This is a genomic window from Kerstersia gyiorum (assembly GCF_004216755.1).
Lineage (GTDB): Bacteria > Pseudomonadota > Gammaproteobacteria > Burkholderiales > Burkholderiaceae_B > Kerstersia > Kerstersia gyiorum.
The window spans coordinates 296862-323399 of record NZ_SGWZ01000002.1; the positions used below are offsets into that span (position 1 = coordinate 296862).

Annotated in this window: 27 protein-coding genes and 1 tRNA gene; 16 read left to right on the forward strand and 12 right to left on the reverse strand. The window is 63.0% G+C overall.

Annotated elements, in window-relative coordinates; translation table 11 throughout:
- The first annotated feature begins 311 nt into the window (after positions 1-311).
- A complete protein-coding gene (locus EV679_RS07640) occupies positions 312-1013 on the forward strand; it encodes an AzlC family ABC transporter permease (RefSeq protein ID WP_068368552.1) in 702 nt (233 codons plus the stop codon).
- Positions 1010-1363 carry an AzlD domain-containing protein gene (locus EV679_RS07645; protein ID WP_130486905.1) on the forward strand — a complete coding sequence of 118 codons (354 nt, stop codon included), beginning with the start codon at positions 1010-1012 and terminating at the stop codon, positions 1361-1363. The genes EV679_RS07640 and EV679_RS07645 overlap by 4 nt, the downstream gene beginning before the upstream one ends.
- A gap of 80 nt (positions 1364-1443) precedes the next feature.
- Here the strand turns inward: EV679_RS07645 and rfbC are convergent, their stop codons facing one another.
- From rfbC to EV679_RS17605, 6 genes are all read right to left on the reverse strand, one after another.
- Positions 1444-1995, reverse strand: a complete 552-nt coding sequence (gene rfbC, locus EV679_RS07650) for a dTDP-4-dehydrorhamnose 3,5-epimerase (RefSeq protein WP_207224911.1) — start codon at positions 1993-1995, stop codon at positions 1444-1446.
- Positions 1989-2885 (reverse strand): glucose-1-phosphate thymidylyltransferase RfbA, encoded by an 897-nt coding sequence (rfbA, locus tag EV679_RS07655; protein WP_068368543.1) that lies wholly within the window; start codon positions 2883-2885, stop codon positions 1989-1991. Before rfbA ends, rfbC begins: the two co-directional genes overlap by 7 nt.
- Positions 2882-3826, reverse strand: a complete 945-nt coding sequence (gene rfbD, locus EV679_RS07660; RefSeq protein WP_130486907.1) for a dTDP-4-dehydrorhamnose reductase — start codon at positions 3824-3826, stop codon at positions 2882-2884. The genes rfbA and rfbD overlap by 4 nt, the downstream gene beginning before the upstream one ends.
- Positions 3823-4908 carry a dTDP-glucose 4,6-dehydratase gene (rfbB, locus tag EV679_RS07665; protein ID WP_130486908.1) on the reverse strand — a complete coding sequence of 362 codons (1086 nt, stop codon included), beginning with the start codon at positions 4906-4908 and terminating at the stop codon, positions 3823-3825. Before rfbB ends, rfbD begins: the two co-directional genes overlap by 4 nt.
- 228 nt (positions 4909-5136) lie before the next feature.
- Positions 5137-5213: transfer RNA gene (locus EV679_RS07670), tRNA-Met, on the reverse strand.
- 205 nt (positions 5214-5418) lie between these two features.
- On the reverse strand, positions 5419-5907 hold the full coding sequence (locus EV679_RS17605) for a hypothetical protein (RefSeq protein ID WP_165389990.1): 489 nt from the start codon (positions 5905-5907) through the stop codon (positions 5419-5421).
- Positions 5908-6190: 283 nt separating this feature from the next.
- Here EV679_RS17605 and EV679_RS07685 point away from each other — a divergent pair, with 283 nt between their 5' ends.
- The 10 genes from EV679_RS07685 to iscX all read left to right on the forward strand — a co-directional run bounded on the left by EV679_RS07685 (position 6191) and on the right by iscX (position 12716).
- Complete coding sequence (locus tag EV679_RS07685) at positions 6191-6460, forward strand: hypothetical protein (RefSeq protein ID WP_130486911.1); 270 nt, start codon at positions 6191-6193, stop codon at positions 6458-6460.
- A 44-nt stretch (positions 6461-6504) separates the two neighbouring features.
- Positions 6505-6996: a low molecular weight protein-tyrosine-phosphatase gene (locus tag EV679_RS07690; RefSeq protein ID WP_068368528.1), complete on the forward strand. Its 492-nt coding sequence runs from the start codon at positions 6505-6507 to the stop codon at positions 6994-6996.
- Between the two features lie 174 nt (positions 6997-7170).
- Positions 7171-7710, forward strand: a complete 540-nt coding sequence (gene iscR / locus EV679_RS07695; RefSeq protein ID WP_068368524.1) for a Fe-S cluster assembly transcriptional regulator IscR — start codon at positions 7171-7173, stop codon at positions 7708-7710.
- 24 nt (positions 7711-7734) lie between these two features.
- Positions 7735-8949, forward strand: coding sequence for an IscS subfamily cysteine desulfurase (locus EV679_RS07700; RefSeq protein ID WP_068368521.1), 1215 nt, complete (start codon positions 7735-7737; stop codon positions 8947-8949).
- A gap of 31 nt (positions 8950-8980) precedes the next feature.
- Entirely contained in the window at positions 8981-9364 is a 384-nt protein-coding gene (gene iscU / locus EV679_RS07705; protein WP_068368519.1) for a Fe-S cluster assembly scaffold IscU, read from the forward strand.
- Between the two features lie 3 nt (positions 9365-9367).
- Positions 9368-9691, forward strand: a complete 324-nt coding sequence (gene iscA, locus EV679_RS07710; RefSeq protein ID WP_068368516.1) for an iron-sulfur cluster assembly protein IscA — start codon at positions 9368-9370, stop codon at positions 9689-9691.
- A 2-nt stretch (positions 9692-9693) separates the two neighbouring features.
- A complete protein-coding gene (gene hscB / locus EV679_RS07715) occupies positions 9694-10218 on the forward strand; it encodes a Fe-S protein assembly co-chaperone HscB (RefSeq protein ID WP_068369332.1) in 525 nt (174 codons plus the stop codon).
- Positions 10219-10308: 90 nt separating this feature from the next.
- Entirely contained in the window at positions 10309-12174 is a 1866-nt protein-coding gene (gene hscA, locus EV679_RS07720; protein WP_068368513.1) for a Fe-S protein assembly chaperone HscA, read from the forward strand.
- 6 nt (positions 12175-12180) lie between these two features.
- The gene (fdx, locus tag EV679_RS07725; RefSeq protein ID WP_068368510.1) at positions 12181-12522 is read left to right on the forward strand and encodes an ISC system 2Fe-2S type ferredoxin; all 342 of its coding nucleotides are present in this window, start codon (positions 12181-12183) and stop codon (positions 12520-12522) included.
- Positions 12522-12716, forward strand: a complete 195-nt coding sequence (gene iscX, locus EV679_RS07730; RefSeq protein ID WP_068368507.1) for a Fe-S cluster assembly protein IscX — start codon at positions 12522-12524, stop codon at positions 12714-12716. Before fdx ends, iscX begins: the two co-directional genes overlap by 1 nt.
- 190 nt (positions 12717-12906) lie before the next feature.
- On the opposite strand, the gene EV679_RS07735 is transcribed toward iscX, so the two are convergent.
- From EV679_RS07735 to EV679_RS07760, 6 genes are all read right to left on the reverse strand, one after another.
- Entirely contained in the window at positions 12907-13311 is a 405-nt protein-coding gene (locus EV679_RS07735; RefSeq protein ID WP_165389991.1) for an energy transducer TonB, read from the reverse strand.
- 157 nt (positions 13312-13468) lie between these two features.
- On the reverse strand, positions 13469-14995 hold the full coding sequence (gene lysS, locus EV679_RS07740; RefSeq protein WP_068368499.1) for a lysine--tRNA ligase: 1527 nt from the start codon (positions 14993-14995) through the stop codon (positions 13469-13471).
- A gap of 48 nt (positions 14996-15043) precedes the next feature.
- Positions 15044-16148 (reverse strand): peptide chain release factor 2 gene (prfB, locus tag EV679_RS07745; RefSeq protein WP_127773675.1). Its coding sequence is split into 2 segments (ribosomal slippage): positions 15044-16066 and positions 16068-16148, totalling 1104 coding nucleotides; the frame shifts between segments, so codons are not numbered across the junction.
- Positions 16149-16306: 158 nt separating this feature from the next.
- A complete protein-coding gene (locus EV679_RS07750; RefSeq protein WP_130486913.1) occupies positions 16307-17914 on the reverse strand; it encodes a sensor domain-containing diguanylate cyclase in 1608 nt (535 codons plus the stop codon).
- 181 nt (positions 17915-18095) lie between these two features.
- Entirely contained in the window at positions 18096-19802 is a 1707-nt protein-coding gene (recJ, locus tag EV679_RS07755) for a single-stranded-DNA-specific exonuclease RecJ (RefSeq protein WP_068369321.1), read from the reverse strand.
- Positions 19784-20719, reverse strand: coding sequence for a hypothetical protein (locus EV679_RS07760; RefSeq protein WP_068368492.1), 936 nt, complete (start codon positions 20717-20719; stop codon positions 19784-19786). The genes recJ and EV679_RS07760 overlap by 19 nt, the downstream gene beginning before the upstream one ends.
- 74 nt (positions 20720-20793) lie before the next feature.
- Between EV679_RS07760 and EV679_RS07765 the strand changes: the two genes are divergently transcribed.
- The 4 genes from EV679_RS07765 (at position 20794) to EV679_RS07780 (ending at position 26495) form a co-directional block, all read left to right on the forward strand.
- Complete coding sequence (locus EV679_RS07765; protein ID WP_083969449.1) at positions 20794-22194, forward strand: lipoprotein-releasing ABC transporter permease subunit; 1401 nt, start codon at positions 20794-20796, stop codon at positions 22192-22194.
- On the forward strand, positions 22184-22912 hold the full coding sequence (locus tag EV679_RS07770; RefSeq protein WP_068368489.1) for an ABC transporter ATP-binding protein: 729 nt from the start codon (positions 22184-22186) through the stop codon (positions 22910-22912). Before EV679_RS07765 ends, EV679_RS07770 begins: the two co-directional genes overlap by 11 nt.
- 28 nt (positions 22913-22940) lie before the next feature.
- Positions 22941-23780 carry a TatD family hydrolase gene (locus EV679_RS07775; protein ID WP_130486914.1) on the forward strand — a complete coding sequence of 280 codons (840 nt, stop codon included), beginning with the start codon at positions 22941-22943 and terminating at the stop codon, positions 23778-23780.
- Positions 23781-23969: 189 nt separating this feature from the next.
- Positions 23970-26495 (forward strand): DNA internalization-related competence protein ComEC/Rec2, encoded by a 2526-nt coding sequence (locus EV679_RS07780; RefSeq protein ID WP_242611445.1) that lies wholly within the window; start codon positions 23970-23972, stop codon positions 26493-26495.
- Positions 26496-26538 lie beyond the last annotated feature (43 nt).

Consider the following 26538-nt stretch of genomic DNA (forward strand, 5'->3'; position numbering starts at 1 on the left):
CGCGTTCCTGTATGGATCTGCGCCCTTCGTGACGCTATCCTGGGCTTATATCAAAAATGAGAATCAATATTAAACCAAAAGCTGAATGCTGGCTGAATTTTCAGTGGGTTTTCGCTTGACGGGGAGGAGGGGGGCTTTCGCCACTGGCAAAAGGCTGCCCATGGGACGCCTGCGCATGCGGCCCGTTTCCTGCCTGACGGGGCAAGCCGGCAAGAATAAGCTTCTAAGCTGCGTGCATATTCATGAGAGCTGCCCGGCGGTATGATTCCAGGTTGGCCGCTCAGGCCGGCAAAGAACCTTGATTTCATCCCATGCGAGCTTTTTCCAGAGGGCTGTTCGTCAGCCTTTCCATTGCGGCGGGCTACCTGCCGATCGCTTTTTCATTCGGCCTGGCTGCATTGCAGGCCGGCTTGTCGCCCCTGACGACGCTGATGCTGTCCGTGGTGGTCTATGCAGGCGCCAGCCAGTTCGTGCTGATCCCCTTGCTGGCTTCCGGCGCCGGCCTGTTGACGGCTTTGCCGACTGTGTTGCTGATGAACGCGCGCCATTTGTTCTACGGCCCTTCGCTGTGGGGGAAGTACCGCCGTCCTGCCGATGGCAATCTGCCCACTTCGGTGCTGGCATTCGGGTTGACCGATGAAGTGTTCGCGGCCTCGATGACCCGCATGGCCGACGTGCCAGAAGCGCAGCGTGAACGCTGGTACCTGGGGCTGCAGACCGGCGCCTATGCTTCCTGGGTGCTGGGCACGGTGCTGGGGGTGGCGCTGGGCGGTTATTTCGAGCATCCCCCGGTTGCCTTGCAGGCCGCGCTGTCATTTATCCTGCCGGGCCTGTTTTTTGCCTTGTTGCTGGAAATCGGCGTGCTGAAAAACTGGCGCGTCGTCGTGATCACGGCCTGCGCCTGCGTGTTGTTGTTGCAGTGGCTGCCCGGATACCATGCGCTGGCGCTCGGTATGTTGCTAGGCGCGGCCTCCGGCCTGGTCCCGACGCGGCGCAGCCAGGAGCCGGCATGAGCGAAAGCGATTGGATCGTTATTCTGTGCGGTTTGGGCACATTCCTGATCCGCTGGCTGCCCATGCGTGGCAAGGCAGCCGCGCGCAATACGGCAGCGGCGGACGGCTTGGCCCAGCGTCTGTTGCGCGGCATTGGTCCGGCTGCCATTGCCGCCTTGCTGGCGGTATCGTTCTGGCCCATGGTCGCGCAGCACCCGGATGTCTGGCGTACGCTGGCGGTGCTGTTGTCGCTGGGCGTAATCCTGGTACTTAAGCGCTGTTTCGGGGGCATTGCCGGGCCGACCCTGGCAGGCGCAGCCGTGTTCGGTCTGCTGCATCTCTGGCTGCCGCTGGCGGGGCAGGGCATCTAGGCCTGCTTGCTGATGCCATGATGGTGGCGCGGCCTGCCTGGCCTGGCGGTAGTTGCCGCTTGCGCCAGGCAAAAGTGGGTCTATAGCAAGGCGTCGCGTAGCAGGGGGGCGGCCTGGTCCCGGGCCGACAGCACGGGCGGCACGCTGAGTGGCCAGCTGATGGCCAGCGCCGGGTCATTCCAGCGTATGCTGCCTTCTGCCGGGGCATGCCAGTAACTGGTCGTGCGGTACAGGCAATCCGCGCTGCCCGACAGTACCAGGAAGCCATGCGCGTACCCGGGAGGAATCCAGAGCAGGCGGCGGTTGCGTGCAGAAAGAATGGCGCCGGTCCATTGGCCGAATGTTGCTGAATCCCGGCGGATGTCGACCGCGACATCGAAGATTTCTCCTGCCGTGACGCTGATGAGCTTGCCTTGCGCATGAGGGGCGCGCTGGAAATGCAGTCCGCGTAGGACGCCATGCCGGGATTGCGACAGGTTTTCCTGCACGAACGCCAGGTCCGGCAGGGCCAGCGCAGCGCGCAGCTGGCGCAGGTTTACGTTTTCCAGGAAGTAGCCGCGTTCATCGGCATGAAATTCGGGGCTTAGCAGTTTCACCCCTGGCAAGCTGGTGGTTTCGATTTTCATCAGAATATCCGCGCGTCAGGCAGTGCGGCAAGATAGCGGCCGTAGGGGCTGTTGGGCATGGCAGCCGCCAGCCGGTGCAACTGGGCGGCGTCTATGTAGCCCAGGCGGTAGGCGATTTCCTCGGGGCAGGCGACTTTCAGGCCCTGGCGCTTTTCCAGGGTGGCGATGAATTGGCTGGCGTCCAGCAAGGCGTCGTGTGTGCCGGTGTCCAGCCAGGCATAGCCGCGCCCCAGGGTTTCGACGTGCAGTTTACGTTGCGCCAGATAGGACAGGTTGAGGTCTGTGATCTCCAGTTCTCCGCGCGGGGAGGGGCGCAATTCCCTGGCCCTGTCGGGGGCGCTGGCATCATAGAAGTACAGGCCGGTGACGGCGTAGTCCGATTTGGGGTGGCTGGGCTTTTCTTCGATGGAAACCGCCGTGCCATGCGTATCGAATTCCACCACGCCATAGCGCTGGGCATCCTGTACCCGATACGCGAACACGGTGGATTGGTCCGTCTGGCTGCTGCAGCGGCGCAGCAAGGGAGCCAGGTCATGGCCATGGAAAATATTGTCACCCAACACCAGGGCGCAAGCACGTCCGCCCAGGAACGAGCGGGCAATGAGCAGGGATTCGGCAATGCCGCGCGGCTCGTCCTGGACGGCGTAGCGGATTGTCAGTCCCCATTGGCTGCCATCACCCAGCAGGCGCTGGAACAAGGGCGTATCGCCTGGCGTGCTGATCAGCAGGATTTCCCGGATGCCTGCCAGCATCAGTGTGGTCAGGGGGTAATAGACCATGGGCTTGTCGTAGACAGGCAGCAGCTGTTTGGAAATGGCCAAGGTCGCAGGATGCAGGCGTGTGCCGGCGCCGCCAGCCAGTAGGATGCCTTTGCGGGGATGGGTCTGGTCTGTCATGGTGGGGAAGTCAGCCAATCAGGTTCACGGGCAATCTGCTCCAGGGTCTGGCTCAGATCATTGCGCCAATCGGGAAGCAACAGGCCGAACGCTTGCTGGAAACGAGTGTTGTCCAGTTGTGATTGCGGCGGGCGGGGCGCGGGGGCCTTCCATGCGCTGGCGGCGATGGGGTGAATGCGGGCTGCACTCCCTGCGGGCAGCAGTCCCAGTGCGCTGGCTTGCCGGGCGGCGAAGCTGGCATAGTCATACCAACTGGTACGGCCGCTGGCACTCAGATGATAACGTCCGCCGGCAGCGGCCGGTGTTGGCTGCAGGCACAGCGCCAGGGCATCGAGAGCAGCCGAAGCAATGCGTCGGGCGCTGTTTGGCGTGCCATGGACATCGGCCACGACGTTCAGACTGTCTTCGGGATGCTGCCGCAGGCGCCGGAGGATGGTGCCCAGGAAGTTTCCGGGCCCTGCGCTGTAAAGCCAACTGGTACGAAAAACCAGGTGTCGGCAGCCACTGGCGATAACAGCCTGCTCCCCAGCCAGCTTGCTGCGTCCATAGACGGAAAGCGGGGCAGCCGTATCCGTTTCGCGGTAGGCGGCCGGCTGCGCGCCATCGAAGACATAATCCGTAGAGAAATGCACCATCCAGGCACCGCTGCTGGCGGCAGCCGCCGCCATTGCCGCGACGGCGTGGGCGTTGATGGCATGGGCCAGGTCGGGCTTGGCCTGCGCGAGGTCGACGGCGGTGAAGGCTGCGGCGTTGATGATGGCCCAGGGCTGGCGTTCGCGGATCAGGGCTCCAAGGCGGGTGGCAGAGCGCAAATCGCAGTGCGTCCGGTTGAACGTTTCGAGGGTAAATGCAGGCAGCCCGGAGGGTGGGTCTTGGGCCAGCCGTGTTGCCAGTGCGCGGCCCAGTTGACCCTGGGCGCCGAATAGCAGAATGGGCTTCATGGGCGGGCTGGCCCTGAATCAGCCGGGCTGTTGTTGTTCTGGTGCCAGGCAATGGCGCCCATCTCCGGCACGCGCTCCATCCATTGGCGATGTGCCAGATACCAATCGACGGTCGAAGCCAGGCCGTGCGCCAGGGGCGTGCGGGCCTGCCAGTCCAGCTGGGTACGGATTTTCTTTGTGTCCAGCGCATAGCGTGTGTCATGCCCGGGGCGGTCCGCTACGTGCTGGATCAGCCGGGCGTAAGGCTGGCTGTCAGGACGCGGCAGCCGCTGGTCCAGCAGTGCGCATAAGGTCTGGGCCATGTCCAGATTGCTGCTTTCCTGGCCGCTGCCGATGTTATAGCGCTGCCCGGGCTGGCCTTGTGCCAGCAAAAGGCGCAAGGCGGCGCAATGGTCGGCAACATGCAGCCAGTCCCGCTGCTGCAGGCCGTTGCCGTAAAGCGGCAGCGGCGCGCCAGCCAGTGCCAGGCGCAGGAACAGCGGGATCAGTTTCTCGGGAAACTGGCGCGGCCCGTAATTGTTCGAGCAATGCGAGATCAGTGTGGGCAAACCATATGTCCGGTGCCACGACATGACCAGATGGTCGCTTGCCGCCTTGCTGGCCGAATAGGGGCTGCTGGGCTGGTATGGGTGGTTTTCGGTCGCGGGCGCTGCCGAAGGCGGGAGCGAACCATAGACTTCGTCGGTGGATATGTGCAGGAAACGGAATGCATCGCACTGGGCTGCGGGCAGGCGGCGCCAGTATTGGCGGCAGGATTCCAGCAGTGTGAAGGTGCCATCGACATTGGCTTGCAAAAAGGCGCCGGGGTCGTCGATGGACCGGTCCACGTGGGTTTGGGCGGCAAAGTGCACGATGGCTCTGGGCTGGTAGTCAGCCAGGAGCCGGGCGACAGTGGCACGGTCGCGGATGTCGCCCTGCACGAAAATGTGACGCGGGTCATGGCGGACGGTGGCCAGGTTTTCCAGGTTGCCGGCATAGCCCAGGATATCCAGGTTGACGACCGGTTCTTCGTGCCGGGTCAGCCATTCAAGGATGAAGTTGCTGCCGATGAAGCCGGCGCCGCCAGTTACGAGCAGTGTCATGGGTGCTATTCCGAGAGTGCAGGGCCATAGCCGGGATGCTGTCGGGTTCCCGGTTGTTCCTGAGGCAGGAATTCACATGCTACGCCAGCAGGGGCTGGCATGGCGCCGGGCTGGCGGTGCTGGAGCGTCAGAAAACGCACGCAGTCGCCTACGGACGACAGGGATAAGCGCAACAAAGGATGCACAACAAAAAGGCCAGTCTTTTGCAAGACTGGCCTTTGAAATTTCTGGTGGCGCATCAGGGACTCGAACCCCGGACCTGCGGATTATGATTCCGTCGCTCTAACCAACTGAGCTAATGCGCCCGACTCGCTGTGTTCGCCATCATTGAGCGGGCGATCTTGCAGTCAAGAAATAAACTATAGCATAAAAATCATAGTGTGCAAGCGCCGAGGCGCTGCTCGCTACATTGCTCCGCTTAAGGGGGCATGAAAAACGGCAGCACCGTGGACGGTGCTGCCGTGGCGGGGATGGTCGTGTTCAGCCAGACCATGCGAAGCAGACGAAGGATCAGTCCTTGGTGGCTTCGGTGGCGGCGCTGATGCCGTCCTGGGTGCTGCCGACCTTGTCGGTTTCCGCCTTGTGTTGCTCAGTGGCGCTGCTGATGTTGTTTTGCAGGGCCTCTGCTTTTTCCTTGGCGCTCTGGGTCAGTTGCTGGGCGCCTTCCTTGGTCTGCTCGGTGGTCGAGCTGATAGCGTCCTGGGTCTTTTGCGCAGCTTCGCCAGTTGCTTCCTTGGCCTTTTCAATGCCGTTGCTGACACTGTCCTGCACGCTGCTGCCGGACGCTGCACCCGGTGCCTGGCTGGTTTCAGGCGCCGGGGCCGGGGTGACTTCAGGGGCGGGGGTCACAGGGGCGGGGGCGGGTGCCGGGGCGCTGCTGCTGGGCACGGGCGCGGGGGTAGGCGCCGGCGAGGAATTGGATTTTTGCTCGCAGGCAGCCAGGGCCAGCAGGGAAGCGGCGATAGCACCGATTGCAATGCGATTCATTTTCGTACTCATTGAGTTTACTCCTGATGGATGGCGGAATGGGCCACAAATACGGCCAAAGGCACGGGCCAAAAGCACTATCAAGGCGGGCCGGGCCGGAAACGCGAGGTCGTTACGCAAAATGCCTGGGGCGACATCCCGCACAGCCCGGCACGGGATTACGGGGAAATGATTTCCATCCGTCACTATATAGGCTAATCCTTTTTTATATGGGCCGTCATTGGGATAGTCATAAAATTCGTGTCAAATATCAACCTGGCATGAAAGAAGTGTCAAATTTTGTCTTCACGGCGTCATGCTTTTCATCTATGGCGACGCCGTGATTTTTCCCGAATGGCGGGGCCGGGAAACAGAAAATGGCGGAAGGTGCCCGGCGTGTTATTTGTTGCATTATTGTGGCGGCCTTGCGGCAGTGCTGCCCGGCGCGGTGGCGGAAGGCCTCGAAGGGGTGATTTGGCGGGCTCGCGGCAGAGTACTGGCAAGATGCGGTATGGCTGCTTTTTGCGTGATTTTCCGCTGTTTTTTTCGTTATTTCGCAGCGGTTCACAAGACCGGAAATGGCTAAAAAACGCTTGCCATGTTGGGGGTTTTCCCGCACACTTACGCCCCATGATGACCAAGGTACTTTTCATCTGCATGGGCAACATTTGCAGATCGCCCAGTGCGGAGGGTGTTTTCCGGCATTTGATTAATGATGCCGGTCTTTCCCGGCTGATTGGCGTCGATTCCGCCGGCACCCACGACTACCACGTCGGCGAGGCGCCCGATGCGCGCGCTCAAGCCGCGGCGCGCAAGCGTGGCTACGATATTTCCCATCAGCGTGCGCGTCAGGTGACGTCGCAGGATTTCCAGGATTACGACCTGGTGCTGGCCATGGATTGGGAAAACCTCACTGCGCTCAAGCAGGTCTGTCCTCGCGCCTATCAGCACAAGCTGCGTCTGCTGATGAGCTTCGCCAATGAGCATGAAGAAGCAACGGTGCCCGACCCTTACTATGGGGGCCCGGAAGGCTTTGGCAAAACGCTGGACTACATTGAAGATGCCTGTCAGGGCATGCTGGATTTCCTGCGCAAGCGGGTGACGCAGTACCAGGCAGCCTGAGTCGTTTCCGGCTGATCTGGCTCCTGTATTGAGAGGCCGCGTCGAACGCGGCTTTTTCTGGCCTGTTAATCCTAGCAAGACACTCGGGAATTCGGTATACTTGAGTTAATCACTCGGGAATAGCGCCGGGCCAGTGCATGCAAACGCGGGTTCGGCTGATCACAGGAGTTTGTCATGCGCTTGACCACCAAGGGTCGTTTTGCCGTGACCGCCATGATAGATCTGGCCTTGCGCCAGCATAGCGGTCCCGTAACGCTGGCCGCCATCAGTCAGCGGCAGAACATCTCGCTTTCCTATCTGGAGCAATTGTTCGGCAAGCTGCGCCGCCATGAATTGGTGGAGAGCATGCGCGGCCCGGGCGGCGGTTACTCGCTGGCTCGCGTGGCGCGCAAGGTCACGGTTGCCGACATCATCTTCGCTGTTGACGAGCCGTTGGATGCCACCAGCTGTGGCGGCAAGCGCGACTGCAGCAGCGGCAAGGATGGCCGCTCCGGCAAGTGCATGACGCACGAGCTGTGGTCCACGCTGAACCGGAAAATGGTGGATTACCTTGATTCCGTTTCGCTACAGGATCTGGTTGACCAGCATCGCATGCGCATGCTGCAGGAAGCCAGCCAGGAAGCGGAGCACGGGGTAGCCACTGCGGTCCGGGTCGAGAAATCATCCTGCCGCCCCGCGGCAAACAAGGCTGCCGCAACGCACGCCGTGGCCTGATGTCCAGAATTTCCGGAGCTTTTCATGACTACCAACCGCCTCATCTATCTTGATAACGCTGCAACCACGCCAGTCGATCCGCGTGTGATCGAAAAAATGGTGCCTTACCTGGGCGTGCATTATGGCAATCCCGCTTCCCGTTCCCACGCCTATGGCTGGGAAGCCGAGGAAGCCGTCGAGAATGCCCGTGCAGAAGTTGCCAAGCTGATCAATGCGGACCCGCGTGAAATCATCTGGACGTCCGGCGCAACGGAATCCGACAACCTCGCCATCAAGGGCGCGGCGCATTTCTACGCCGACAAGGGCAAGCACATCATCACGGTCAAGACCGAGCACAAGGCCGTGCTGGATACCTGCCGGGAAATGGAACGCCTGGGTTTCGAAGTGACCTACCTGGACGTCAAGGACGACGGTCTGGTTGATCTGGACGTTTTCAAGGCGGCGCTGCGCCCGGATACCTCGCTGGTTTCCATCATGTATGTGAACAGCGAAATCGGCGTGATCCAGGACATCGAAACCATCGGCGAAATTTGCCGCGAGCGTGGCATCATTTTCCACGTGGATGCCGCCCAGGCAACGGGCAAGGTCAACATCGACATGCAAAAGCTGAAGGTCGACCTGATGTCCTTCTGCGCCCACAAGACTTATGGTCCCAAGGGTATCGGTGCGCTGTACGTGCGCCGCAAGCCGCGTGTGCGCATCCTGGCGCAGATGCATGGCGGTGGCCACGAGCGCGGTTTCCGTTCCGGCACGCTGGCCACGCACCAGATCGTCGGCATGGGCGAATCGTTCCGCCTGGCCCGTGAGGAAATGGCTAGCGACAACGCTCGTATCGGCGCGCTGCGCGACCGCTTGCTCAATGGCCTGCGCGATATTGAAGAAACCTACGTCAATGGCAGCATGGAGCATCGCGTCTGCGCCAACCTCAACATCAGCTTCAACTATGTTGAGGGCGAATCGCTGATCATGGCGCTCAAGGAACTGGCTGTTTCCAGCGGCTCGGCCTGCACGTCAGCCAGCCTGGAGCCTTCCTATGTGCTGCGTGCGCTGGGCCGTAACGATGAGCTGGCGCATAGCTCCATTCGCTTCACGCTGGGCCGCTTCACCACCCAGGAAGAGATCGACACCGCCATTGCCCTGGTCAAGGGCCGCGTGGGCAAGCTGCGCGACATGTCACCGTTGTGGGAAATGGCCAAGGAAGGCATAGATTTGAATTCCGTCCAGTGGGCGGCGCACTGATGGCCTGAAAGGGCCGTCCAAGGAGATCATCATGGCATATAGCGACAAAGTACTGGATCACTACGAAAACCCCCGTAACGTCGGTTCCTTTGACAAGGACGACGACAAGGTGGGTACCGGCATGGTCGGCGCGCCTGCCTGTGGCGACGTCATGAAGTTGCAGATTCGCGTCAACGAAGAAGGCGTGATCGAAGATGCGCGCTTCAAGACCTATGGTTGCGGTTCCGCCATTGCCTCCAGCTCCCTGATCACGGAATGGGTCAAGGGCAAGACGCTGGCCGAGGCAGCAGCCATTCGCAACACCGAGATCGCCCAGGAACTGGCATTGCCGCCGGTTAAAATCCACTGCTCCATTCTTGCAGAGGACGCCATCAAGGCGGCGATCAAGGATTACCAGGACAAACACGCGAGCTGAGCCATGGCTGTTACCCTTACCTCGAAAGCGGCGGAACACATCGACAAGTTCTTGCGGAAACGCGGCAAGGGTGTCGGCTTGCGCCTGGGGGTCCGTACCACCGGCTGCTCCGGCATGGCCTACAAGCTGGAGTATGTCGATGCACCGGAACCGACGGACAATGTGTTCGAGAGTTTCGGCGTGAAGGTGTTCGTCGACCCCAAAAGCTTGTCCTACCTGGATGGCACGGAGTTGGATTACGGCCGTGAAGGTCTGAATGAAGGCTTCAAGTTCAATAACCCCAATGAAAAGGCGACCTGCGGCTGCGGCGAGTCGTTCACGGTGTGACCTTGACTGCGGATAACGATCACTTTGGCCTGTTCGGCTTGCCGCGCCGCTACGAGATTGATCTGGCGGCGCTGGAAAAGGCCTGGCTGGCGGTTTCCTCGCAAGTGCACCCGGACCGTTACGCCACGGCAACGCCGGCGGCCAAACGCGTGGCCATGCAATGGGCGGCGCGTGCCAACGAGGCTTACCGCGTGTTGCGCAATCCGCTGGCGCGGGCTCGTTATCTGTGCGAATCACAAGGGGTCGACCTGCAGGTCGAAACCAACACGGCGATGAGTCCTGCCTTCCTGATGCAGCAGCTTGAGTGGCGTGAGCAGCTCGATGATGCTCGCCAGGGCAAGGATGCCGCGGCGCTGGAGGCGTTGGCGCAGGAGCTGGCGCAGGCACGCGATGCGGCCCAGGTGCGCCTGACGGTATTGCTGGACCAGCAGAATGATGTCGCGGCTGCAGCCAAGGCCGTGCGCGAGTGGATGTTCCTGGAAAAGCTGGAGCAGGAAGTCGAGAGCGTGCGCCACGACAGCGCCTAGAGACGGTATGACGCGGCCCGCTCCATCAGGGCGGGCTGGCTTCGGCGCGTCTGCGCAAATGCGAAGGGTGACGGGGCAGATAGGATAGATATGGCACTTTTGCAGATTTCAGAACCGGGCGAAGCGCCCGCACCACACCAGCGCCGGCTGGCCGTCGGCATAGATCTCGGTACCACCAATTCCATCGTGGCGGCCGTGCGCAGCGGCGTTTGCGATGCACTGCCCGATCACGACGGCAAGCTGCTGCTACCCTCGGCCGTACGCTATCTGCCCGATGGCAACGTGCTGGTTGGGCGCGAGGCGCTGGCCGCACAAGCGCAGGACCCATTCAATACCCTTGTGTCGTTCAAGCGTTTCATGGGGCGTTCGTTCCAGGAAGCGCGCAGCGGCCGGGCGCCCTACAATTTCGTGGATGCCCCTGGGATGGTGCGCATTCGTACGGTGCAAGGGGACATCTCGCCAGTTGAAGCTTCGGCCAAGGTGCTGTCCGCCTTGCATGAGCGGGCGCGCGAAACCCTGGGCGACGACCTGGTTGGCGCCGTCATCACCGTTCCGGCCTATTTCGACGATGCACAGCGCCAGGCGACGCGCGACGCCGCCCGCCTTGCTGGCCTCAATGTGTTGCGCCTGCTCAACGAACCGACGGCGGCGGCGCTGGCCTATGGCCTGGATAACGGTGCCGAAGGTATTTATGCTGTCTACGACCTGGGTGGCGGTACTTTCGATATTTCCATTCTCAAGCTCAGTCGTGGCGTGTTCGAGGTGGTGGCCACGGCCGGGGATACGGCATTGGGCGGTGACGATTTCGATGCATTGATCGTCGATGACTGGCTGGCTGGCATTGCGGACGCCGCAACGCTGGATAAACAGGATTACCGTAAATTGCTGGTGGCGGCACGCCAGGCGCGCGAAGCCTTGTCGGAAGCACCGGTGGCTGTGCTCGACGCTCACCTGGAAACGCTGGGCCGCCTGTCGCGCGAGTTGAGCGCCGAGCGCTTTGCAGCGCTGGCCCAGCCGCTGGTGCAACGCACCCTGGTGTGCGTACAGCGTACCTTGCGCGATGCTGGACTGGACGCTACCGGCTTGCAAGGGGTGGTGCTGGTCGGTGGTGCCACACGCATGCCGGTGATTCGCGCCGCCGTGCGCGATGCATTCGGGCTGGAACCGCGTGTTGAACTGGACCCGGACCTGGTGGTCGCGATGGGTGCGGCGCAGCAGGCGGATCTGCTGGCGGGCAACAAGCGTGCGGGAGATGATTGGCTGTTGCTGGACGTGCTGCCGCTTTCGTTGGGCCTGGAAACCATGGGCGGCCTGGTCGAGCGCATCGTGCCGCGCAACAGTGCCATTCCGGTGGCGCGCGCGCAGGAGTTTACGACGTTCAAGGACGGCCAGAGCGCGATGAGTTTCCATGTCGTGCAAGGCGAACGTGAACTGGTTTCCGATTGCCGGTCGCTGGCGCATTTCGAATTGCGCGGCATTCCGCCCATGGTGGCCGGTGCCGCACGCATCCGGGTGACTTTCCAGGTGGACGCGGATGGCTTGCTGAGCGTGACCGCACGTGAAATGAGCCAGGGGGTGGAGGCTTCAGTCGTGGTCAAGCCGTCCTATGGGCTCAGCGACGACGAAGTGGCGCGCATGCTTGCCGATAGCGTTGCGCTGGCTGACGCGGATGCCCAGGCTCGCATGTTGCGCGAGGCACTGGTGGAAGCCCGGCGACTGTACGAGTCGGTGCAGGCAGCCTTGCAGGAAGATGCCGATCTGTTGTCCGCCGAAGAGCGTGCCGCCGTGGATGCCGCCATGGCCGCAGTGGGTGCGCTGGACGACAGCAGGGATGTGGAAGTGGTACGCAAATTGACCCAGGCGCTTTCCGATGCCACCGATGAATTCGCGGCGCGGCGCATGGACCGCAGTATCAGGGCTGCGCTCAAAGGCCGCACCCTGAATGACATAGCTTGAGATGACATGCCGAAGATTACTGTTTTACCCCATCCCGAGGTTTGCCCCGAAGGCGCAGTCATAGAGAACGCGCCTCAGGGAGAGTCCATTTGCCGCATCCTGCTGGACAATCACATCGAGATCGAGCACGCTTGCGAACTGTCGTGCGCGTGCACGACCTGTCATGTGATCGTGCGCGAAGGCTTTGATTCGCTGCCCGAAGCCACGGATACCGAAGAGGATTACCTGGACCGCGCCTGGGGGCTGACGCCTGTGTCGCGCCTGTCCTGCCAGGCCAGGGTCAGTGATGAAGACCTGGTCGTGGAGCTTCCGAAGTATTCGATCAATCATGCCAAGGAAAATCACTGATGAAATGGACCGATAGCCTGGCCATTGCAGAAGCCTTGTACGATGCGCATCCGGATGTGGACCCTCTGACGGTGCGTTTCACCGATATGCACGCCTGGATTCTGGCCCTGCCTGAATTCGAAGATGATCCTGAAGCGTCGAACGAGCGCATTCTGGAAGCAATTCTGGAAGCCTGGATCGACGAAGCACGCTGATTCCTGCGCTAGCCAATACGCCCTGCAAGGGCGTTTTTTTGTCTTGGGCCGCCCCTGAAAAAATGCTTCCTCGGAGGGCAACAAGCCGAAGGCGCAGCGTGGGGGCTTTCTTCAGGCAGGACTTCTTGGGCACAGCTACATTTTTGCAGGCCGGCTTGCCCAGGCCGCGTGGCCGGTGCCTGTCAATGTCTTACGGACGGCTGGGGGGCCAGCTGTCGAAGGCGGCCGGGTTGCTACGCACAGGCACCATGGAGCGCTTCAGGACGAAGGTGATGGGTATCGTCAAGGCAGACTCGACAGCTTTGCCGCTCTTGGTTCTGGCCGGGGTGAATTGCCATTGACGGACAGCGGCAATGGCTGCGTCGTCCAGACGTGCATGGCCACTGGTGGCCGCAATGGCAATCCCGTCAGGTTTCCCTTTGTCATCAAGGCGGACCAATATTTCCACGATACCTTCCTGGCCCATGCGTCTCGCGATGGCAGGATAGTCGGGCGTGACCTGGTTGCTGATGGCCGGCTTGCTGACGATAGGGTCTGCAGGGTTGGGGTCATTCCAGTCTTCAGGGTCTGCCAGTGTGGCAAGTACACCGAGCATGGCCTGCTGCTGTGTGCCTATATTTCTTTGGGCATGGCGGCTGTGCGCCTGCATGCAGCGTTGGCGGAGCGGGTTGGGGCCTGGCCGTTGGTGCAGGGCCGGATACAACACCGGCGCCTTGAGGGGCGCCGGTGCAGGGAACTGTTGCAGTGAGGGATTAATCTTCCCGCCGCAAATGCGGGAACAGGATCACGTCGCGGATGCTGGGGCTGTCGGTCAGTAGCATCACCAGGCGGTCGATGCCGATACCGCAGCCGCCGGTGGGGGGCATGCCGTATTCCAGGGCGCGGATATAGTCTGCGTCGAAGTACATGGCTTCTTCGTCACCAGCATCTTTGGCTTCGACTTGCGCCCGGAAGCGTTCTGCCTGGTCTTCCGGGTCGTTCAGCTCCGAGAAGCCGTTGGCGATTTCGCGGCCGGTGATGAACAGCTCGAAGCGTTCCGTGATGCCGGGCTGGGTATCGGAGGCACGCGCCAGCGGCGAAACCTCTACCGGGTAGTCGATGATGAACGTGGGGTGCCACAGCTGGGCTTCCGCCGTTTCCTCGAACAGGGCCAGTTGCAGGGCGCCCAGGCCTGCGCGTGCCAGCGCCGGGCCCTTGACATCGGCACCCAGGCGGGCCAGTTCCTTGCGCAGATAATCGGCGTCCTGCAGGTCGCTTTCCTGGTAGCTGGGCGCGTATTTCAGAATGGCGCCCACGATGGTCAGGCGGTCGAAGGGCAGGCCCAGGTCAAGGTCGCGGCCCTGGTATTGCAGCTTGGCGCTGCCGGTGGCCGCAATGGCCGCCTGGCGGATCAGGCCTTCAGTGAATTCCATCAGCCAGCGGTAATCCGCATAGGCTGCGTAGAATTCCATCATGGTGAATTCAGGGTTGTGGCGCGGGCTGACACCTTCGTTGCGGAAGTTGCGGTTGACTTCGAAGACCCGCTCGAAGCCGCCCACGATCAGGCGCTTGAGATATAGCTCGGGTGCGATGCGCAGGAACATTTCCATGTCCAGCGCATTATGGTGCGTGACGAAAGGCTTGGCGCTGGCGCCGCCAGGGATGGGGTGTAGCATGGGCGTTTCGACTTCCAGGAAGCCGGCCTCGACCATGGCCTGGCGGATGCCCGCGATGGCCTTGCTGCGCGCCAGGAACGTCCGGCGCGTGTCTTCCGTCATGATCAGGTCGACGTAACGCTGGCGGTAGCGCAGCTCCTGGTCGGAAACGCCGTGGAACTTGTCGGGCAGTGGGCGCAGCGATTTGGCCAGCAGGCGGGCCTCGCTGGCATGGATGGAGAGTTCGCCCTTGCGGGTCTTGAACACGCGGCCCGTGACGGCGACGATGTCACCGATGTCCCATTGCTTGAAGGCGCTGTAGACGTCCTCGCCCAGCACGCCCTTGTCCAGGTAGATCTGGATGCGGCCGCTGCCATCCTGCACGGTGGCGAAACTGGCTTTGCCCATGACCCGTTTGAGCATCATGCGGCCAGCAAGGCGGACGACGACGGGAGCCGCTTGCTCCAGGGCTTCGGCCTCCATGTCGTCGTAGCGCTGGTGCAGGTCGGCCGCATGCGCGTCCGGTTGGAAATCATTGGGGAAAGCTACGCCTTCGGAGCGTAGCCGGGCCAGTTTGCCGCGCCGCTCCGCGATCAGGCGGTTTTCGTCAGTAACGGGAGTGGCAGGCGTGGAAGAGTCAGTCATGTCGGATGAATTGCAGTGGCGTTCTGGGTACGTGGCGGGCTTGGGGGTTCAAAGACCTTGTTTCAGGCTGGCCTGGATGAAGGGATCGAGGTCGCCGTCCAGCACTTTCTGGGTGTTGGAAATTTCCACGTTGGTACGCAGGTCCTTGATGCGGCTGTTGTCCAGCACATAGGAACGGATCTGGTGGCCCCAGCCCACATCGGTCTTGGAGTCTTCCAGCTTCTGCTGTTCGGCCATGCGGTTGCGCATTTCCAGCTCGTAGAGCTTGGATTTCAGCATTTGCATGGCTTCGGCGCGGTTGCGGTGCTGCGAACGGTCATTCTGGCATTGCACCACGATACCGGTGGGCGTGTGGGTGATACGCACGGCCGAATCGGTCTTGTTGATGTGCTGGCCGCCCGCGCCGCTGGCACGATAGGTGTCGACACGCAAGTCTGCCGGGTTGACTTCGACTTCGAAGGAGTCATCGACCTCAGGGTAGACGAAGATACTGGCAAAGGAAGTATGGCGGCCGCCCGAGGAATCGAACGGGCTCTTGCGGACCAGGCGGTGCACGCCGGTTTCAGTGCGCAGGTGGCCGAAGGCATAGTCGCCTTCCACCTTGATGGTGGCAGACTTGATGCCAGCCACTTCACCTTCCGATTCTTCCAGGATTTCTGTCTTGAAATCCTTGCGTTCGCAGTATTTCAGGTACTGGCGCAGCAGCATGGAAGCCCAGTCCTGGGCTTCGGTGCCGCCGGCGCCAGCCTGGATGTCGATGAAGCAGTTCAGCGGATCGGCCGGGTTGGAGAACATGCGGCGGAATTCCAGCGCTTCCAGTTCTTCCTGGTAGCCGCGCGCGTCGTCTTCAATGGACAGCAGCGTGGCTTCATCGTCATCGGCGCTGGCGAGCTCGAACAGTTCGAGCGAATCGCGCACGCCGTTGTGCAGGTGCTCCAGAGTGAGCACGACGGTTTCCAGGCTTTTCTTCTCGCGGCCAAGATCCTGCGCATGCTGGGGGTCGTTCCAGATGGCGGGGTCTTCCAGTTCGGCGTTTACGACTTGCAGGCGTTCAGCTTTGCTATCGTAGTCAAAGATACCTCCGAAGCTGGCCGACACGGTCGGCGTAGTCTTCGAGGCGGGCGGAGATCTGGTTCTGGCGTTCTGCTTCCATCTTTGTTCCTGGTATGCGCTTGCGCCGCGTAGCCGCTGGTGGGAGCGTGCCGGGCAGGGCCAGGCCGTCGCTGGTGCGGGGCAAGTCTGGTGCAAGTCTGTTGCGGTAGATTAATCCGCTATTTTAACGCGCTGGAAGCTGTGGCGTGAAAATCGTGTTCAGACCGATTCGGGCGGATGCGGTTCGATGCGGTTGCGGCCATTGCGCTTGGCTGCGTAGAGCGCCATATCGGCAGTCTTGGTTACGCTTTGCAGGGTGGCGCCGTCGTCCGGATACAGCGCAATGCCGATGGAAACGGTGATCCGTATGTTCTGGGGAAATGCGGTGCGTTCCACCCGCAAGCGCAGGCGCTCCGCCACCCGGTAGGCTACGGCCGCGCTGGTGCCAGGCAGAAACAACGCGAATTCCTCGCCGCCGGTGCGGCAGGGCAGGTCCGGGCCGCGCGAGTTGTCGCGTATCACCGCAGCGATCTTTTGCAGCACCTGGTCGCCGATGTCATGGCCATGGCTGTCGTTGATCTGCTTGAAATAGTCCACGTCCAGCAACAGCAGCGCGAACGGTTCGCGGTCACCTATCCAGCGCGTCACCTGTTCTTCCAGGCCGCGCCGGTTGGCCAGGCCGGTCAGCAGGTCGGTGGACGACTCATGCCGTAGCTGGCGCAACTTGTTGTGGATCAGCGCAAGGCTGTGCAGCAGTGATTGCTTGAGCTGCGCCGCTTCGAAATACCAGGTGCGGATTGCCAGCAACTGGTTGCGCGTGCCTTCCACGTTGTTCATGTGGCGGCTGCGGCGCGCCAGTTGCGACAACGGCAGCGTGATGTGGCGCGAGATCAGCCAGATGATGACGATCAGTGCCAGCATGACCGGCAGCGTATAGGACAGGGTCTGGAGCAGCAGCATGCCTTCGTTGATGAGCACCCCGCGTATCGGCCTTTGCGCGACGATGCCCCAATTGACGCGCTGCACCACCGCATAGCCGGCCAGTTGTTCCTCGTCATCCTGGGTATGCTGCAGGTTGCCGTCCAGGCCGCGACGCATGGCCTGGGCGATGGGCGTGTCGGCAATATTCACGCCAATGCGGTTGCCGTCGGGATGGTAGATGATAGTGCCCTTGCCATCGAGGACGTACAGAGTGGAGTCGTTGTTGTAGAACTGTTGTCCCAGCAGGCTATGCAGGATGTTGTCTTCCTGGGTGTAGATCGTGCCGCCGATATAACCCTGGTATTGCCCGGCGGTATCGAACAGCGGCCAGGACATCAGCAGTACCAGGCGATTGGATGTGGAACGGTAAATGCCGCTGATATAAGGGGATTGCAGCGCCAGCGAACCACGCACGCCTTCGCTGTCGAGCGTGCGTTTCAGGGCTTCGTGGGGCGCCGTGGCTGCCGATCTTGCCAGCAGCCGCGCCTGCGCGGACACAATGTGCACCGAGTTGAACAGATTGCCCTGGCGGCGCAGCCGGTGGGTTTCCCTTTGCATGGCGGCTTCGTCGCCGAACAGCGGCGGCTGCGGCATGCCATCGCTGGAATCAGGCTCGGTGCCCATCAGCAGGCGCGCGCTGTACTCCAACTGCGACATGGCGTCCTTGAGAAAGGTGTCTGTCGCCTGGGCCAGCTTCTTTGCATAGACGTGATTGGCTTCCAGCGTGGTCTGCAACAGCATGTCGCGTTGGACACGATTACTGGAATACAAGACGTTGACCAAGGTGACGAGGACGGCAACCAGAGTCAGCGAAAGAATGAGTTGGCGAAGGTTGATCCTGCTCATTGATGCAGCCCCGGTGCTGCCCCATCGAGATCGGGCGATGGGCGGATTCTAGCACCGGTGCGTGGTGGCGATGCGGTTGGCGCGGCCACTGTAGACAATCGCGGCCCTGGCCGCGCCGGAAATGCCGCCGGTGGCGACCGCCCGCTGGCGCAGGCAGTCGCCTCGGCCTGCTGGCCTGGCATTACGCCGGCTGGGCGTGCTCCAGCAACAGTTGTATGTTGATGTTGCCATTCCACTCGTTGGTTTCCAGGCGATAGGCGGCAGCGATGAATTCCGGCATGGGTTCGGCATGATTGAACCAGATGGCGTCATAGATCTGGCCATTGCGTTCCAGCCGCAACTTGAGGTGGCGTTCTTTCAGCAGCCGTTGCTGCACTACGCGGAATTCATCCAGGAACAGCGGGGGCGGGAAGCCTGCCCCCCAAACCTGCTGTCCGAGCAGATTGGCCACGGTGGTATTGGCGTAGCCGTCTTCCAGCGAACCGTCCGTTTCTATCAGCGGCTCGAATTCGCTGCGGCCAGTCAGTTCGCGTACGGCTTCTTCGAAGGCCGGGGCAAAACGCGGGAAGTCCGCCTTGGCGATGGTCAGCCCGGCCGCCATGGCGTGGCCGCCGAACTTGCGGATCAGTCCCGGGTAGCGCTTGGACACGATATCCAGCGCGTCGCGCAGGTGCACGTCGGGAATCGAACGGCCAGAACCACGGATTTCCTCATCATCGGCAGGAGCAAAGGCCAGCGTCGGCCGCCAGTACTTTTCCTTCAGGCGCGAAGCCACCAGCCCGACCACGCCCTGGTGCCAGCTGTCATCGAAGACGCAGACTGTGGCGCCTGGGCTGGCGCTGGCAGCTTCCATGCTGGAGAGCGCCTGTTCGCGCATGACGGTTTCGATGTTGCGGCGTTCGCGGTTCATGCCGTCAAGTTCACGCGCCAGTTCCAGGGCCAGCGCCTCATCGTCGGTCGTCAGGCAGGTAATGCCCAGGCTCATGTCTGCCAGACGGCCGGCCGCATTCAGGCGCGGCCCCAGCGCGAAACCGAGGTCGAAACTGCTGGCATTGCGCGGCTCGCGGCCTGCAACGGCAAACAGGGCGCGCACGCCGGGTTGCATCAGTCCGGCGCGCATGCGTTGCAATCCTTGCGACACCAGCAGGCGGTTGTTGGCGTCCAGTTTGACGACGTCGGCAACCGTGCCCAGCGCCACCAGATCCGCCAGCTCGTGCAGGCGAGGGCCACCATCGGGCGGGTAGACGCCGCGCTTGCGCAGTTCGGCGCGCAAGGCCAGCAAGACGTAGAAGATCACGCCCACGCCCGCCAGGTTCTTGGACGGAAAGCCGCAGCCGGGCTGGTTGGGGTTGACGATGGCCAGCGCATCGGGCAGCGTGTCGCCCGGCAAGTGGTGGTCGGTGACCAGCACGTCTATACCCATCTCGGCGGCAGCCTGCACGCCTTCGACACTGGCAATGCCATTGTCGACAGTCACGATCAGGTCCGGGTGGCCGGAGGGGTGCCGGCAGGCCAGCTCGACCACGGCGGGCGAAAGGCCATAGCCGGTTTCGAAACGGTTGGGTACGAGGAAATCGACATCCGCGCCCATGGCTCGCAGGCCGCGCAAGGCGACAGCACAGGCTGTGGCGCCATCGCAATCGTAATCGGCGACGACCAGCAGTTTGCAGCCAGCGTCAATGGCGTCGGCCAGGATCTCGGCGGCTTCTTCGGCACGCGTGAGGCCGCGCGGGGGAATCAGCGCAGGCCATTTCAATACGGTTTGTGCCGGGTCTTCGACGCCGCGTGCGGCCCACAGGCGCGCCAGAAGAGGGTGGGCGCCAGCATTTTCCAGCAGGCGGGCATGAGCGGGAGAAGCGGGACGTTGCGTCAGGCGGGGAGTTGCCACCAGTTTTTCCATTTATGTTGCGGGACGGGCAGCCAGCGCTGCCACCAGGGGCGGGGCGCCAGGCGCAGTTCGACCAGGCGGTCGCGGCCCGTTAATACCAGGGGTTCGGCAGAGCGCGGCTGGTCCAGCCAGGGAGCCAATCGGGCCTCTACCTGCTTGATGTTTTGCAGCCAGCGGCCCCAGTCTTCGGACAGGGCGGCTTCCTGCAGCTCGGGCCAGAGTACCGGACGGCTGCCGGGCGGACGGGTCCAGGGGCGTGCGCCGCCATAGAGCCAGAGACCGTTGACCGGTGCCAGGCCACGCTCGGCGCGCGCGTCGTTGACGGGGTGATCGTGCCAGGCCATCTGGATTTCGTTGAGGATGCGACGCCAGGGCCGCAGCTCGGGGTCGTGATTCCACCAGCCCAGCAGGCCGTCGCGGGCCACCGTGGCCGGACTGGCGCTGCGGGCCTGGCCCAGCAGCCCCTGTGCATCGCGCAGGGCCCAGCGGCCGGGTATCAGCGGATGCACGGCCAGGCCATGGTGCGCCAGGATGTCGCTGGCGGCCAGGGACAGCTCTGCATCATCACGGTCGCTGACCTGCAGCTCGGTCAACGGCAGCAGATTGACCTGGTCGGTACCCATGGCGATATGGGCAAACTCGGCCAGCCAGACTGGCTGGTCTTCGGCTGCCTCGGGGTACAGCAGTGGCCCCATGCCGCTGGCCCAGGCATGGACGGATGCAGGCTGGAAGCCTTCGGCGCGCAGCCGCCAGACTTCCTCGGGTGTACAGCCGGTCAGGGTTGGCGGCAGCGATTCCAGCGTGGCTTGTGCGCGCCGGAACAACTCCACCAGGCGGGGCGCGCTCTTTTCAAGTTCGGCCGCCAGTGCCGGCGCAATCGCGCTATCGGGCAGGGCACCAGGGATCAGGATAGACATGGAAACGGATTGTAGTGCGAGACCAGCTCCAGGTGGACGCGGCGCTCGGGCGGAAACCGCATAAAATGGCGCGGATGTCGAAACCGCACAAACCCCTCCCGTATGAGATCTGGATAGGCCTGCGCTATGCAGACCTGTCGCGGATCGTGTTCCAGACCTTGCGCCGCACCGGCGTGCTATGGCTATTGGGCCTGTTGTGGCGCCTGTTGCCGGGGCGCCGCAGCGACCCGTTCGCGGCCTGGCGCCAGCAGGCAGGAATAGGCGCCCAGCGAGACGGCTTCGTTTCGTTCGTGGCGGTCAGCGCCATGGCGGGTATTGCCCTGGGGGTGGCGGCATTGATCGTGGTGCTGTCGGTCATGAACGGCTTCCAGTCACAGGTGCGGGATCGCATGCTGTCGGTGTTGCCACATATCGAACTGTATGTGCCGCGTGCGGCCTCGGATAGTCCCCTGGATGGCTGGGACTACTGGGCGCGTGAGGCCAGTCAGAATCCCGCCGTCCGTGGCGCGGCGCCTTTCGTTTCCTCGCAGGCCATGCTGGTGCGGGGCAAGACGCTGCGGGGCGTCAAGATCAGCGGCGTGGACCCGGCGGAAGAAGGCAAGGTCTCGGATTTACCGAAACAGATGGTCAGCGGTTCCCTGGATGATCTGAAACCCGGCAGCTATGGCCTGGTGCTGGGGGCTGCGCTGGCCGATAGCCTGGGCCTGCAATTGGGGCAGCCCGTCATCCTGATGGCGCCCGAGGGCAGCGTCAGTCCGGCTGGTTTCTCTCCCCGGATGCGGCAATTCCGGCTGGTGGGAGTTTTCGAGTCCGGCCATTATGAATACGACTCCAGCCTGGCTTTTGTGAACGCGGAGGATGCGGCCAAGGTATTCCGCGATAACGCCGTTTCCGGGGTGCGCCTGCGCATCGCCAATATGGAACAGGCGCCGGAAGTCGCAGCGCAGCTGCAGAACCAATTGCGCGGGCATGTCATTGCCAGCGACTGGTCGCAGAACAACCGGGTTTGGTTCGCCGCCGTCAAGACGGAAAAACGCATGATGTTCCTCATCCTGATGCTGATCATCGCCGTGGCGGCCTTCAATCTGCTGTCGTCCCTGGTCATGGCGGTCAAGGACAAGCGCTCGGAGATTGCCATTCTGCGCACCTATGGCGCGACGCCGCGTGAAATCGCCCGCATCTTCCTGGTGCAAGGGGCTTTGATCGGCACGGCCGGTACGCTGCTGGGCGTGGGGCTGGGCGCCTTGCTGGCCTATAACCTGGAAACCATTGTGCCGGCGATCGAGAATCTGCTGGGTGTGCACTTCATTCCGCAGCAGGTGTATTTCATCAGCTCGCTGCCGTCCCAGCCCAGGGTCGGCGATATCGTGCTGATCGGCGCCTGCTCGCTGGTGCTGTCCCTGTTGGCAACCCTGTACCCCAGCTGGCGCGCGTCGCGCCTGCAACCCGCGGAGGTTCTGCGCAATGAGCATTGATATCCAGGCGCATGCCGCCGCGCAGGCAGTCCAGGGCGCACGTGAGCCGGTGCTGTCGGCGCGTCAGCTCGGCAAGGTCTATACCGATGGCCGCCTGACGGTGCCGGTATTGGAAAACGTCGATTTCGATGTCTATCCAGGGGAAATGGTCGCCATCATCGGCGCATCGGGTTCCGGCAAAAGTACCTTGCTGCATCTGTTGGGTATGCTGGACCTGCCTTCCTCGGGCCAGGTCCGGGTGGGCGGCGTGGATACTGCCGGCCTGAGCGAAGGCGAACGCAGCGCATTGCGCAACCGCAAGCTGGGTTTTGTCTACCAGTTTCATCATCTGCTCTCCGGCTTCACCGCGCTGGACAATGTTGCCATGCCGCTGATTGTCAGGCGCGAGTCACGCAAGCTGGCGCGGGAAAAGGCGGCGCTGGCGCTGGCCCAGGTGGGGCTGGCTGCGCGTGCCGAACATTCGCCCGGGCAGCTGTCGGGCGGTGAGCGGCAGCGCGTGGCCTTGGCGCGTGCGTTGGTTGGTGCGCCGGCCTGCGTGCTGGCTGACGAGCCCACGGGCAATCTGGATCGCCAGACTGCCGATGAAGTCTTCGACGTCCTGGTGCGGGCCTACCGCGAATCCGGTACGGCCTTCGTCATCGTCACGCACGATGCAGAATTGGCTGGGCGTGCCGATCGCCGCCTGATGATGAAAGGCGGCCGCCTGGAGGCGTTGTGACCGCCTTGCCGGTTACGGGGTAGCGGCCATGCTCATTGACACCCATTGTCACCTGGATGCACCCGAACTTCGGCCTGACCGCCGTGAAGTGATTGCCGCAGCCGGCGCGGCGGGGGTGGCTGGCATCGTGATACCTGCCGTGGCGCGCAGCAACTTCAATGCGGTGCGCCGGCTGGCGCACGCAATGCCTGGTGGCGCTTATGCGCTGGGCATACACCCGCTGTATGTCGGCCAGGCCGGCAAAGACGATCTGCTGCGTTTGCGCCAGGAACTGCTGGCCCGCAAGGATGACCCCCGCCTGGTGGCGATTGGCGAAATCGGGCTGGATTTTTTCGTGCCGGGGCTGGCGGAGGGCGAAGCTCGGGAACGGCAGGAATACTTCTATCAGGTACAACTCGACCTGGCGCTGGAAACCGGTTTGCCGGTGTTGCTGCATGTACGGCGGTCACAGGACGTGTTGCTCAAGCATTTGCGCCGCCGGGCTGCCATCGGCGGGATTGCCCACGCCTTCAATGGCAGCGCGCAACAGGCGGAGATGTTTATCCGGCAGGGCTTCGCCCTGGGTATCGGTGGTGCCATGACCTATGCTCGCGCCCTGCAGATCCGCCGGCTGGCGGCCGCCGTTCCGCTTGCTCACCTGGTGTTGGAAACCGATGCCCCGGATATCCCGCCTGCCTGGCTGGTCGCGCCCGAGCGGCGCAACACGCCGGCGCAGGTGGCTCGCATCGCCGCCGAGCTGGCGCAGCTGAGGGGACTGACGGTAGAAGATGTTATTGATGCCACTGGGGCAACTGCCTGCCGGGTGCTGCCGCGCCTGGGACGGCTGCTGTCCGCACCCGGCCAGGCGCTTGCCGGCGTGGACGGCTAACCGCAGGAATATCTAACAGCAAGAGCAGACCCCGAACAGCCGCCGATTGGCGAATCGCTGCGCTGTGCGCCGTCTCGTGCCGACCTGTCTATGTGCTGTTTTCAGCACGCTCTGGCTCGCCTCTGGCGGTGTTGCGCCGGATACTGCAGGGCATGAACGTGGCGGGGAGGGGGCAAGATGCGGGCGTGGATGCTGGCATTCGTGGCAGGCTGCTGCATCGTGCAATGGCTGCCGGCCTTGCCCAGTGCGGCCGAGCGTTGGAAGGCGCTCATAGGCGCGGTGCTGGTGCTTGTGCCGATGGGGCTGCCGTGGTTAATGCAGCGGCGTTTTGCCCTGGCAGGCAGGGGAAGTGCCATTGTGTGCGGGCGCCTGTTTTTGTTGCTGTGCCTGCTGGGGTCAGGCTGCCTGTTGGGCACGGCCTGGGCGGCATGGCAGGGGCAGTGGCGCCTGGACGATGCTCTGGCGAACCACAACGTGGACGAAGTCAGCCGCGTGCTCATGCGCGTGGCTGGGTTGCCGCAGCGCATCGCGCGTGGCTGGCGCTTTGAAGCGGACGTGCTGTCGTCCATCCCGTCGGGTGTGCCGGAACGTATCCTGGTGTCCTGGCTGGTGCAGGGCGGTTCGCCAGGAGCTGCGGAATTGTCGGGAGAACAACTGGCCGACATGCTGCCGGAACCCGTGCCGGGCGAGGTCTGGCGTGCCGCGCTGGTGTTGCGGCCGCCTGCCGGAACGCGAAATCCGCATCTGTTCGATTATGAAGGCCTGATGTTTTCGCGCGGCATCCGGGCGCTGGGGACCGTGCGCGGCACGCCGGTACGGGTGGAGGGGCAGGCAGCCGGGTTTTCGGTTGGCGTGGCCGTCGAACGCTTGCGCCATCATCTGCGCCAGCGCATGCAGCACGACTTGACCCAGGCCCGCTACGGTGCGGTGATGATTGCATTGGCGCTGGGCGATCAGGCCGGCGTCAGCCCTGAAGACTGGCGCGTTTTCAATGGTTCGGGCATCACGCATCTGGTATCCATCAGCGGCTCACATGTCACCTTGCTGGCAGGCATGGCCGCCTGGCTGGCCATGCGGGCGTGGCGCCGGGGGCGCTGGCGCGGACGCGGTTGGGCCGAACGCTGGCCGGCGCAGCAGGCTGGGGCGCTGGTGGCACTGTTGCTGGCTGGGGCCTATTGCTTGCTGGCCGGTTGGGGCGTTCCCGCCAGAAGGACTTTTTTCATGCTGGCAGTGACATTGGGGGCCTTGATGCTGCGCCTGCCCTTGTCGGGCAGCCATGTGCTGGCCTTGGCGGCCGCGGCGGTGGTGGCGCTGGACCCCTGGGCGGTGTTGTCGGCGGGCTTCTGGCTGTCTTTTGCGGCGGTGACGGTGCTGATGGCTTTAGTCGTGGTGCCGGCGGGGCGCAGCGATGGCCAGTCATGGTGTTTGCGCGCCTGGCACCGGCTGCGGCCAGCTGCCGCATTGCAATGGGCCATCACCCTGGCGCTGCTGCCCGCGCTGGCCCTGATGTTCCAGCAATTGCCGTTGTTATCGCCCTTGGCCAATGCATTGGCAATTCCGGTGGTGGGCGCCCTGGTCACTCCGCTGGTCGTGATGTCTGCCGTGCTCTATCCGTTGCCGGGGCTTGGGTGGCTGGCAACGCTGGGGGTGACGGCGGCGCATGCGCTGTTTGAGGCGATGATGTGGCCGATACAGATCATGGGGCGCCAACCCTGGGCCTTGCTGGATGTCGCCGCGCCGCCGAACGGCTGGTTGTTTTTGGCCGGTGTGGGCGTCTGGTGGGCCCTGCGGCCGCCGGGCTGGCCGCTGCGTGCAGCAGGCTGGCTGCTCATGCTGCCGGCGCTGGGCTGGTCGCCGCCGCGGCCGGCGCAAGGCGAATGGCGCATTAGCGCCATGGATGTCGGGCAGGGCACGGCCATCCTGGTGGAGACGGCCAGTGGCGCCACGCTGTTCGATACCGGCGTGCGCTATGGGCCGCAATCCGATGCCGGCGAACGTATCGTCTGGCCTTATCTGCGCGCGCAGGGCTGGCGCCGGCTGGAAGAACTGGTGGTATCTCATGCGGATATCGACCATGCCGGCGGTGTGCGCAGCGTACTCTCGGCATTGCCGGTCGCGCATGCCTATGCGTCCTTTGATCTGCATGCCTTCCTGCGCCGGGAGGCACGCCTGGGGCTGGGCGAACTGGCCCCGAGGCATTATCCAGGCGAACTTTCCCTGTGCCGGGATGGGCAGGGATGGCAGCGGGACGGGGTGCGCTTCCGTTTCGTCCATCCCCAGGCGCCAGTGGGCAAGCCCTGGTGGCGTGGCGTCAATGCCGACAGTTGTGTCCTGAAAGTGGAAGGGGCATACCACGGCGCTTTGCTGACGGGTGATATCGGCGCGGCCCAGGAGCGCCAACTGCTCGCTCGGGGAGAGGCTGGCGCCGACTGGATCGCCGCGGCGCATCACGGTTCGGGATCGTCGTCGGACGCCGGGTTTGTGCTGGCCAGTGGCGCTCAGCATGTGGTGGCGCAGATGGGGGCCTGGAACCGCTACCGGCATCCGCATCCGGCCGTTGCCTTGCGCTGGCAGCAGGCCGGGGCTGTATTTTGGCGCTCCGACAGGCATGGTGCTGTCATTGCCCATTCGCGGGCTTCAGGCCTGCAGGTTCATGCCGAGCGGCAGGTCTCACGACGCTATTGGCAATACGACCCGCTGGCTGGCATGCAGTGATCATGGGCCGGCGTGTCACCCTGGGGCTTTTGCGCTATTGTTG

Bases quoted from the DNA above. Each gene is read 5' to 3' on its own strand.
- EV679_RS07640 (WP_068368552.1), top strand. From the start codon at position 312: ATGCGAGCTTTTTCCAGAGGGCTGTTCGTCAGCCTTTCCATTGCGGCG.
- EV679_RS07645 (WP_130486905.1), top strand. From the start codon at position 1,010: ATGAGCGAAAGCGATTGGATCGTTATTCTGTGCGGTTTGGGCACATTC.
- rfbA (WP_068368543.1), bottom strand. From the start codon at position 2,885: ATGACAGACCAGACCCATCCCCGCAAAGGCATCCTACTGGCTGGCGGC.
- rfbD (WP_130486907.1), bottom strand. From the start codon at position 3,826: ATGAAGCCCATTCTGCTATTCGGCGCCCAGGGTCAACTGGGCCGCGCA.
- rfbB (WP_130486908.1), bottom strand. From the start codon at position 4,908: ATGACACTGCTCGTAACTGGCGGCGCCGGCTTCATCGGCAGCAACTTC.
- EV679_RS17605 (WP_165389990.1), bottom strand. From the start codon at position 5,907: ATGAGTACGAAAATGAATCGCATTGCAATCGGTGCTATCGCCGCTTCC.
- EV679_RS07685 (WP_130486911.1), top strand. From the start codon at position 6,191: ATGCTTTTCATCTATGGCGACGCCGTGATTTTTCCCGAATGGCGGGGC.
- EV679_RS07690 (WP_068368528.1), top strand. From the start codon at position 6,505: ATGATGACCAAGGTACTTTTCATCTGCATGGGCAACATTTGCAGATCG.
- iscR (WP_068368524.1), top strand. From the start codon at position 7,171: ATGCGCTTGACCACCAAGGGTCGTTTTGCCGTGACCGCCATGATAGAT.
- EV679_RS07700 (WP_068368521.1), top strand. From the start codon at position 7,735: ATGACTACCAACCGCCTCATCTATCTTGATAACGCTGCAACCACGCCA.
- iscU (WP_068368519.1), top strand. From the start codon at position 8,981: ATGGCATATAGCGACAAAGTACTGGATCACTACGAAAACCCCCGTAAC.
- iscA (WP_068368516.1), top strand. From the start codon at position 9,368: ATGGCTGTTACCCTTACCTCGAAAGCGGCGGAACACATCGACAAGTTC.
- hscA (WP_068368513.1), top strand. From the start codon at position 10,309: ATGGCACTTTTGCAGATTTCAGAACCGGGCGAAGCGCCCGCACCACAC.
- fdx (WP_068368510.1), top strand. From the start codon at position 12,181: ATGCCGAAGATTACTGTTTTACCCCATCCCGAGGTTTGCCCCGAAGGC.
- iscX (WP_068368507.1), top strand. From the start codon at position 12,522: ATGAAATGGACCGATAGCCTGGCCATTGCAGAAGCCTTGTACGATGCG.
- EV679_RS07735 (WP_165389991.1), bottom strand. From the start codon at position 13,311: ATGCTCGGTGTACTTGCCACACTGGCAGACCCTGAAGACTGGAATGAC.
- lysS (WP_068368499.1), bottom strand. From the start codon at position 14,995: ATGACTGACTCTTCCACGCCTGCCACTCCCGTTACTGACGAAAACCGC.
- EV679_RS07750 (WP_130486913.1), bottom strand. From the start codon at position 17,914: ATGAGCAGGATCAACCTTCGCCAACTCATTCTTTCGCTGACTCTGGTT.
- EV679_RS07760 (WP_068368492.1), bottom strand. From the start codon at position 20,719: ATGTCTATCCTGATCCCTGGTGCCCTGCCCGATAGCGCGATTGCGCCG.
- EV679_RS07765 (WP_083969449.1), top strand. From the start codon at position 20,794: ATGTCGAAACCGCACAAACCCCTCCCGTATGAGATCTGGATAGGCCTG.
- EV679_RS07770 (WP_068368489.1), top strand. From the start codon at position 22,184: ATGAGCATTGATATCCAGGCGCATGCCGCCGCGCAGGCAGTCCAGGGC.
- EV679_RS07775 (WP_130486914.1), top strand. From the start codon at position 22,941: ATGCTCATTGACACCCATTGTCACCTGGATGCACCCGAACTTCGGCCT.
- EV679_RS07780 (WP_242611445.1), top strand. From the start codon at position 23,970: ATGCTGGCATTCGTGGCAGGCTGCTGCATCGTGCAATGGCTGCCGGCC.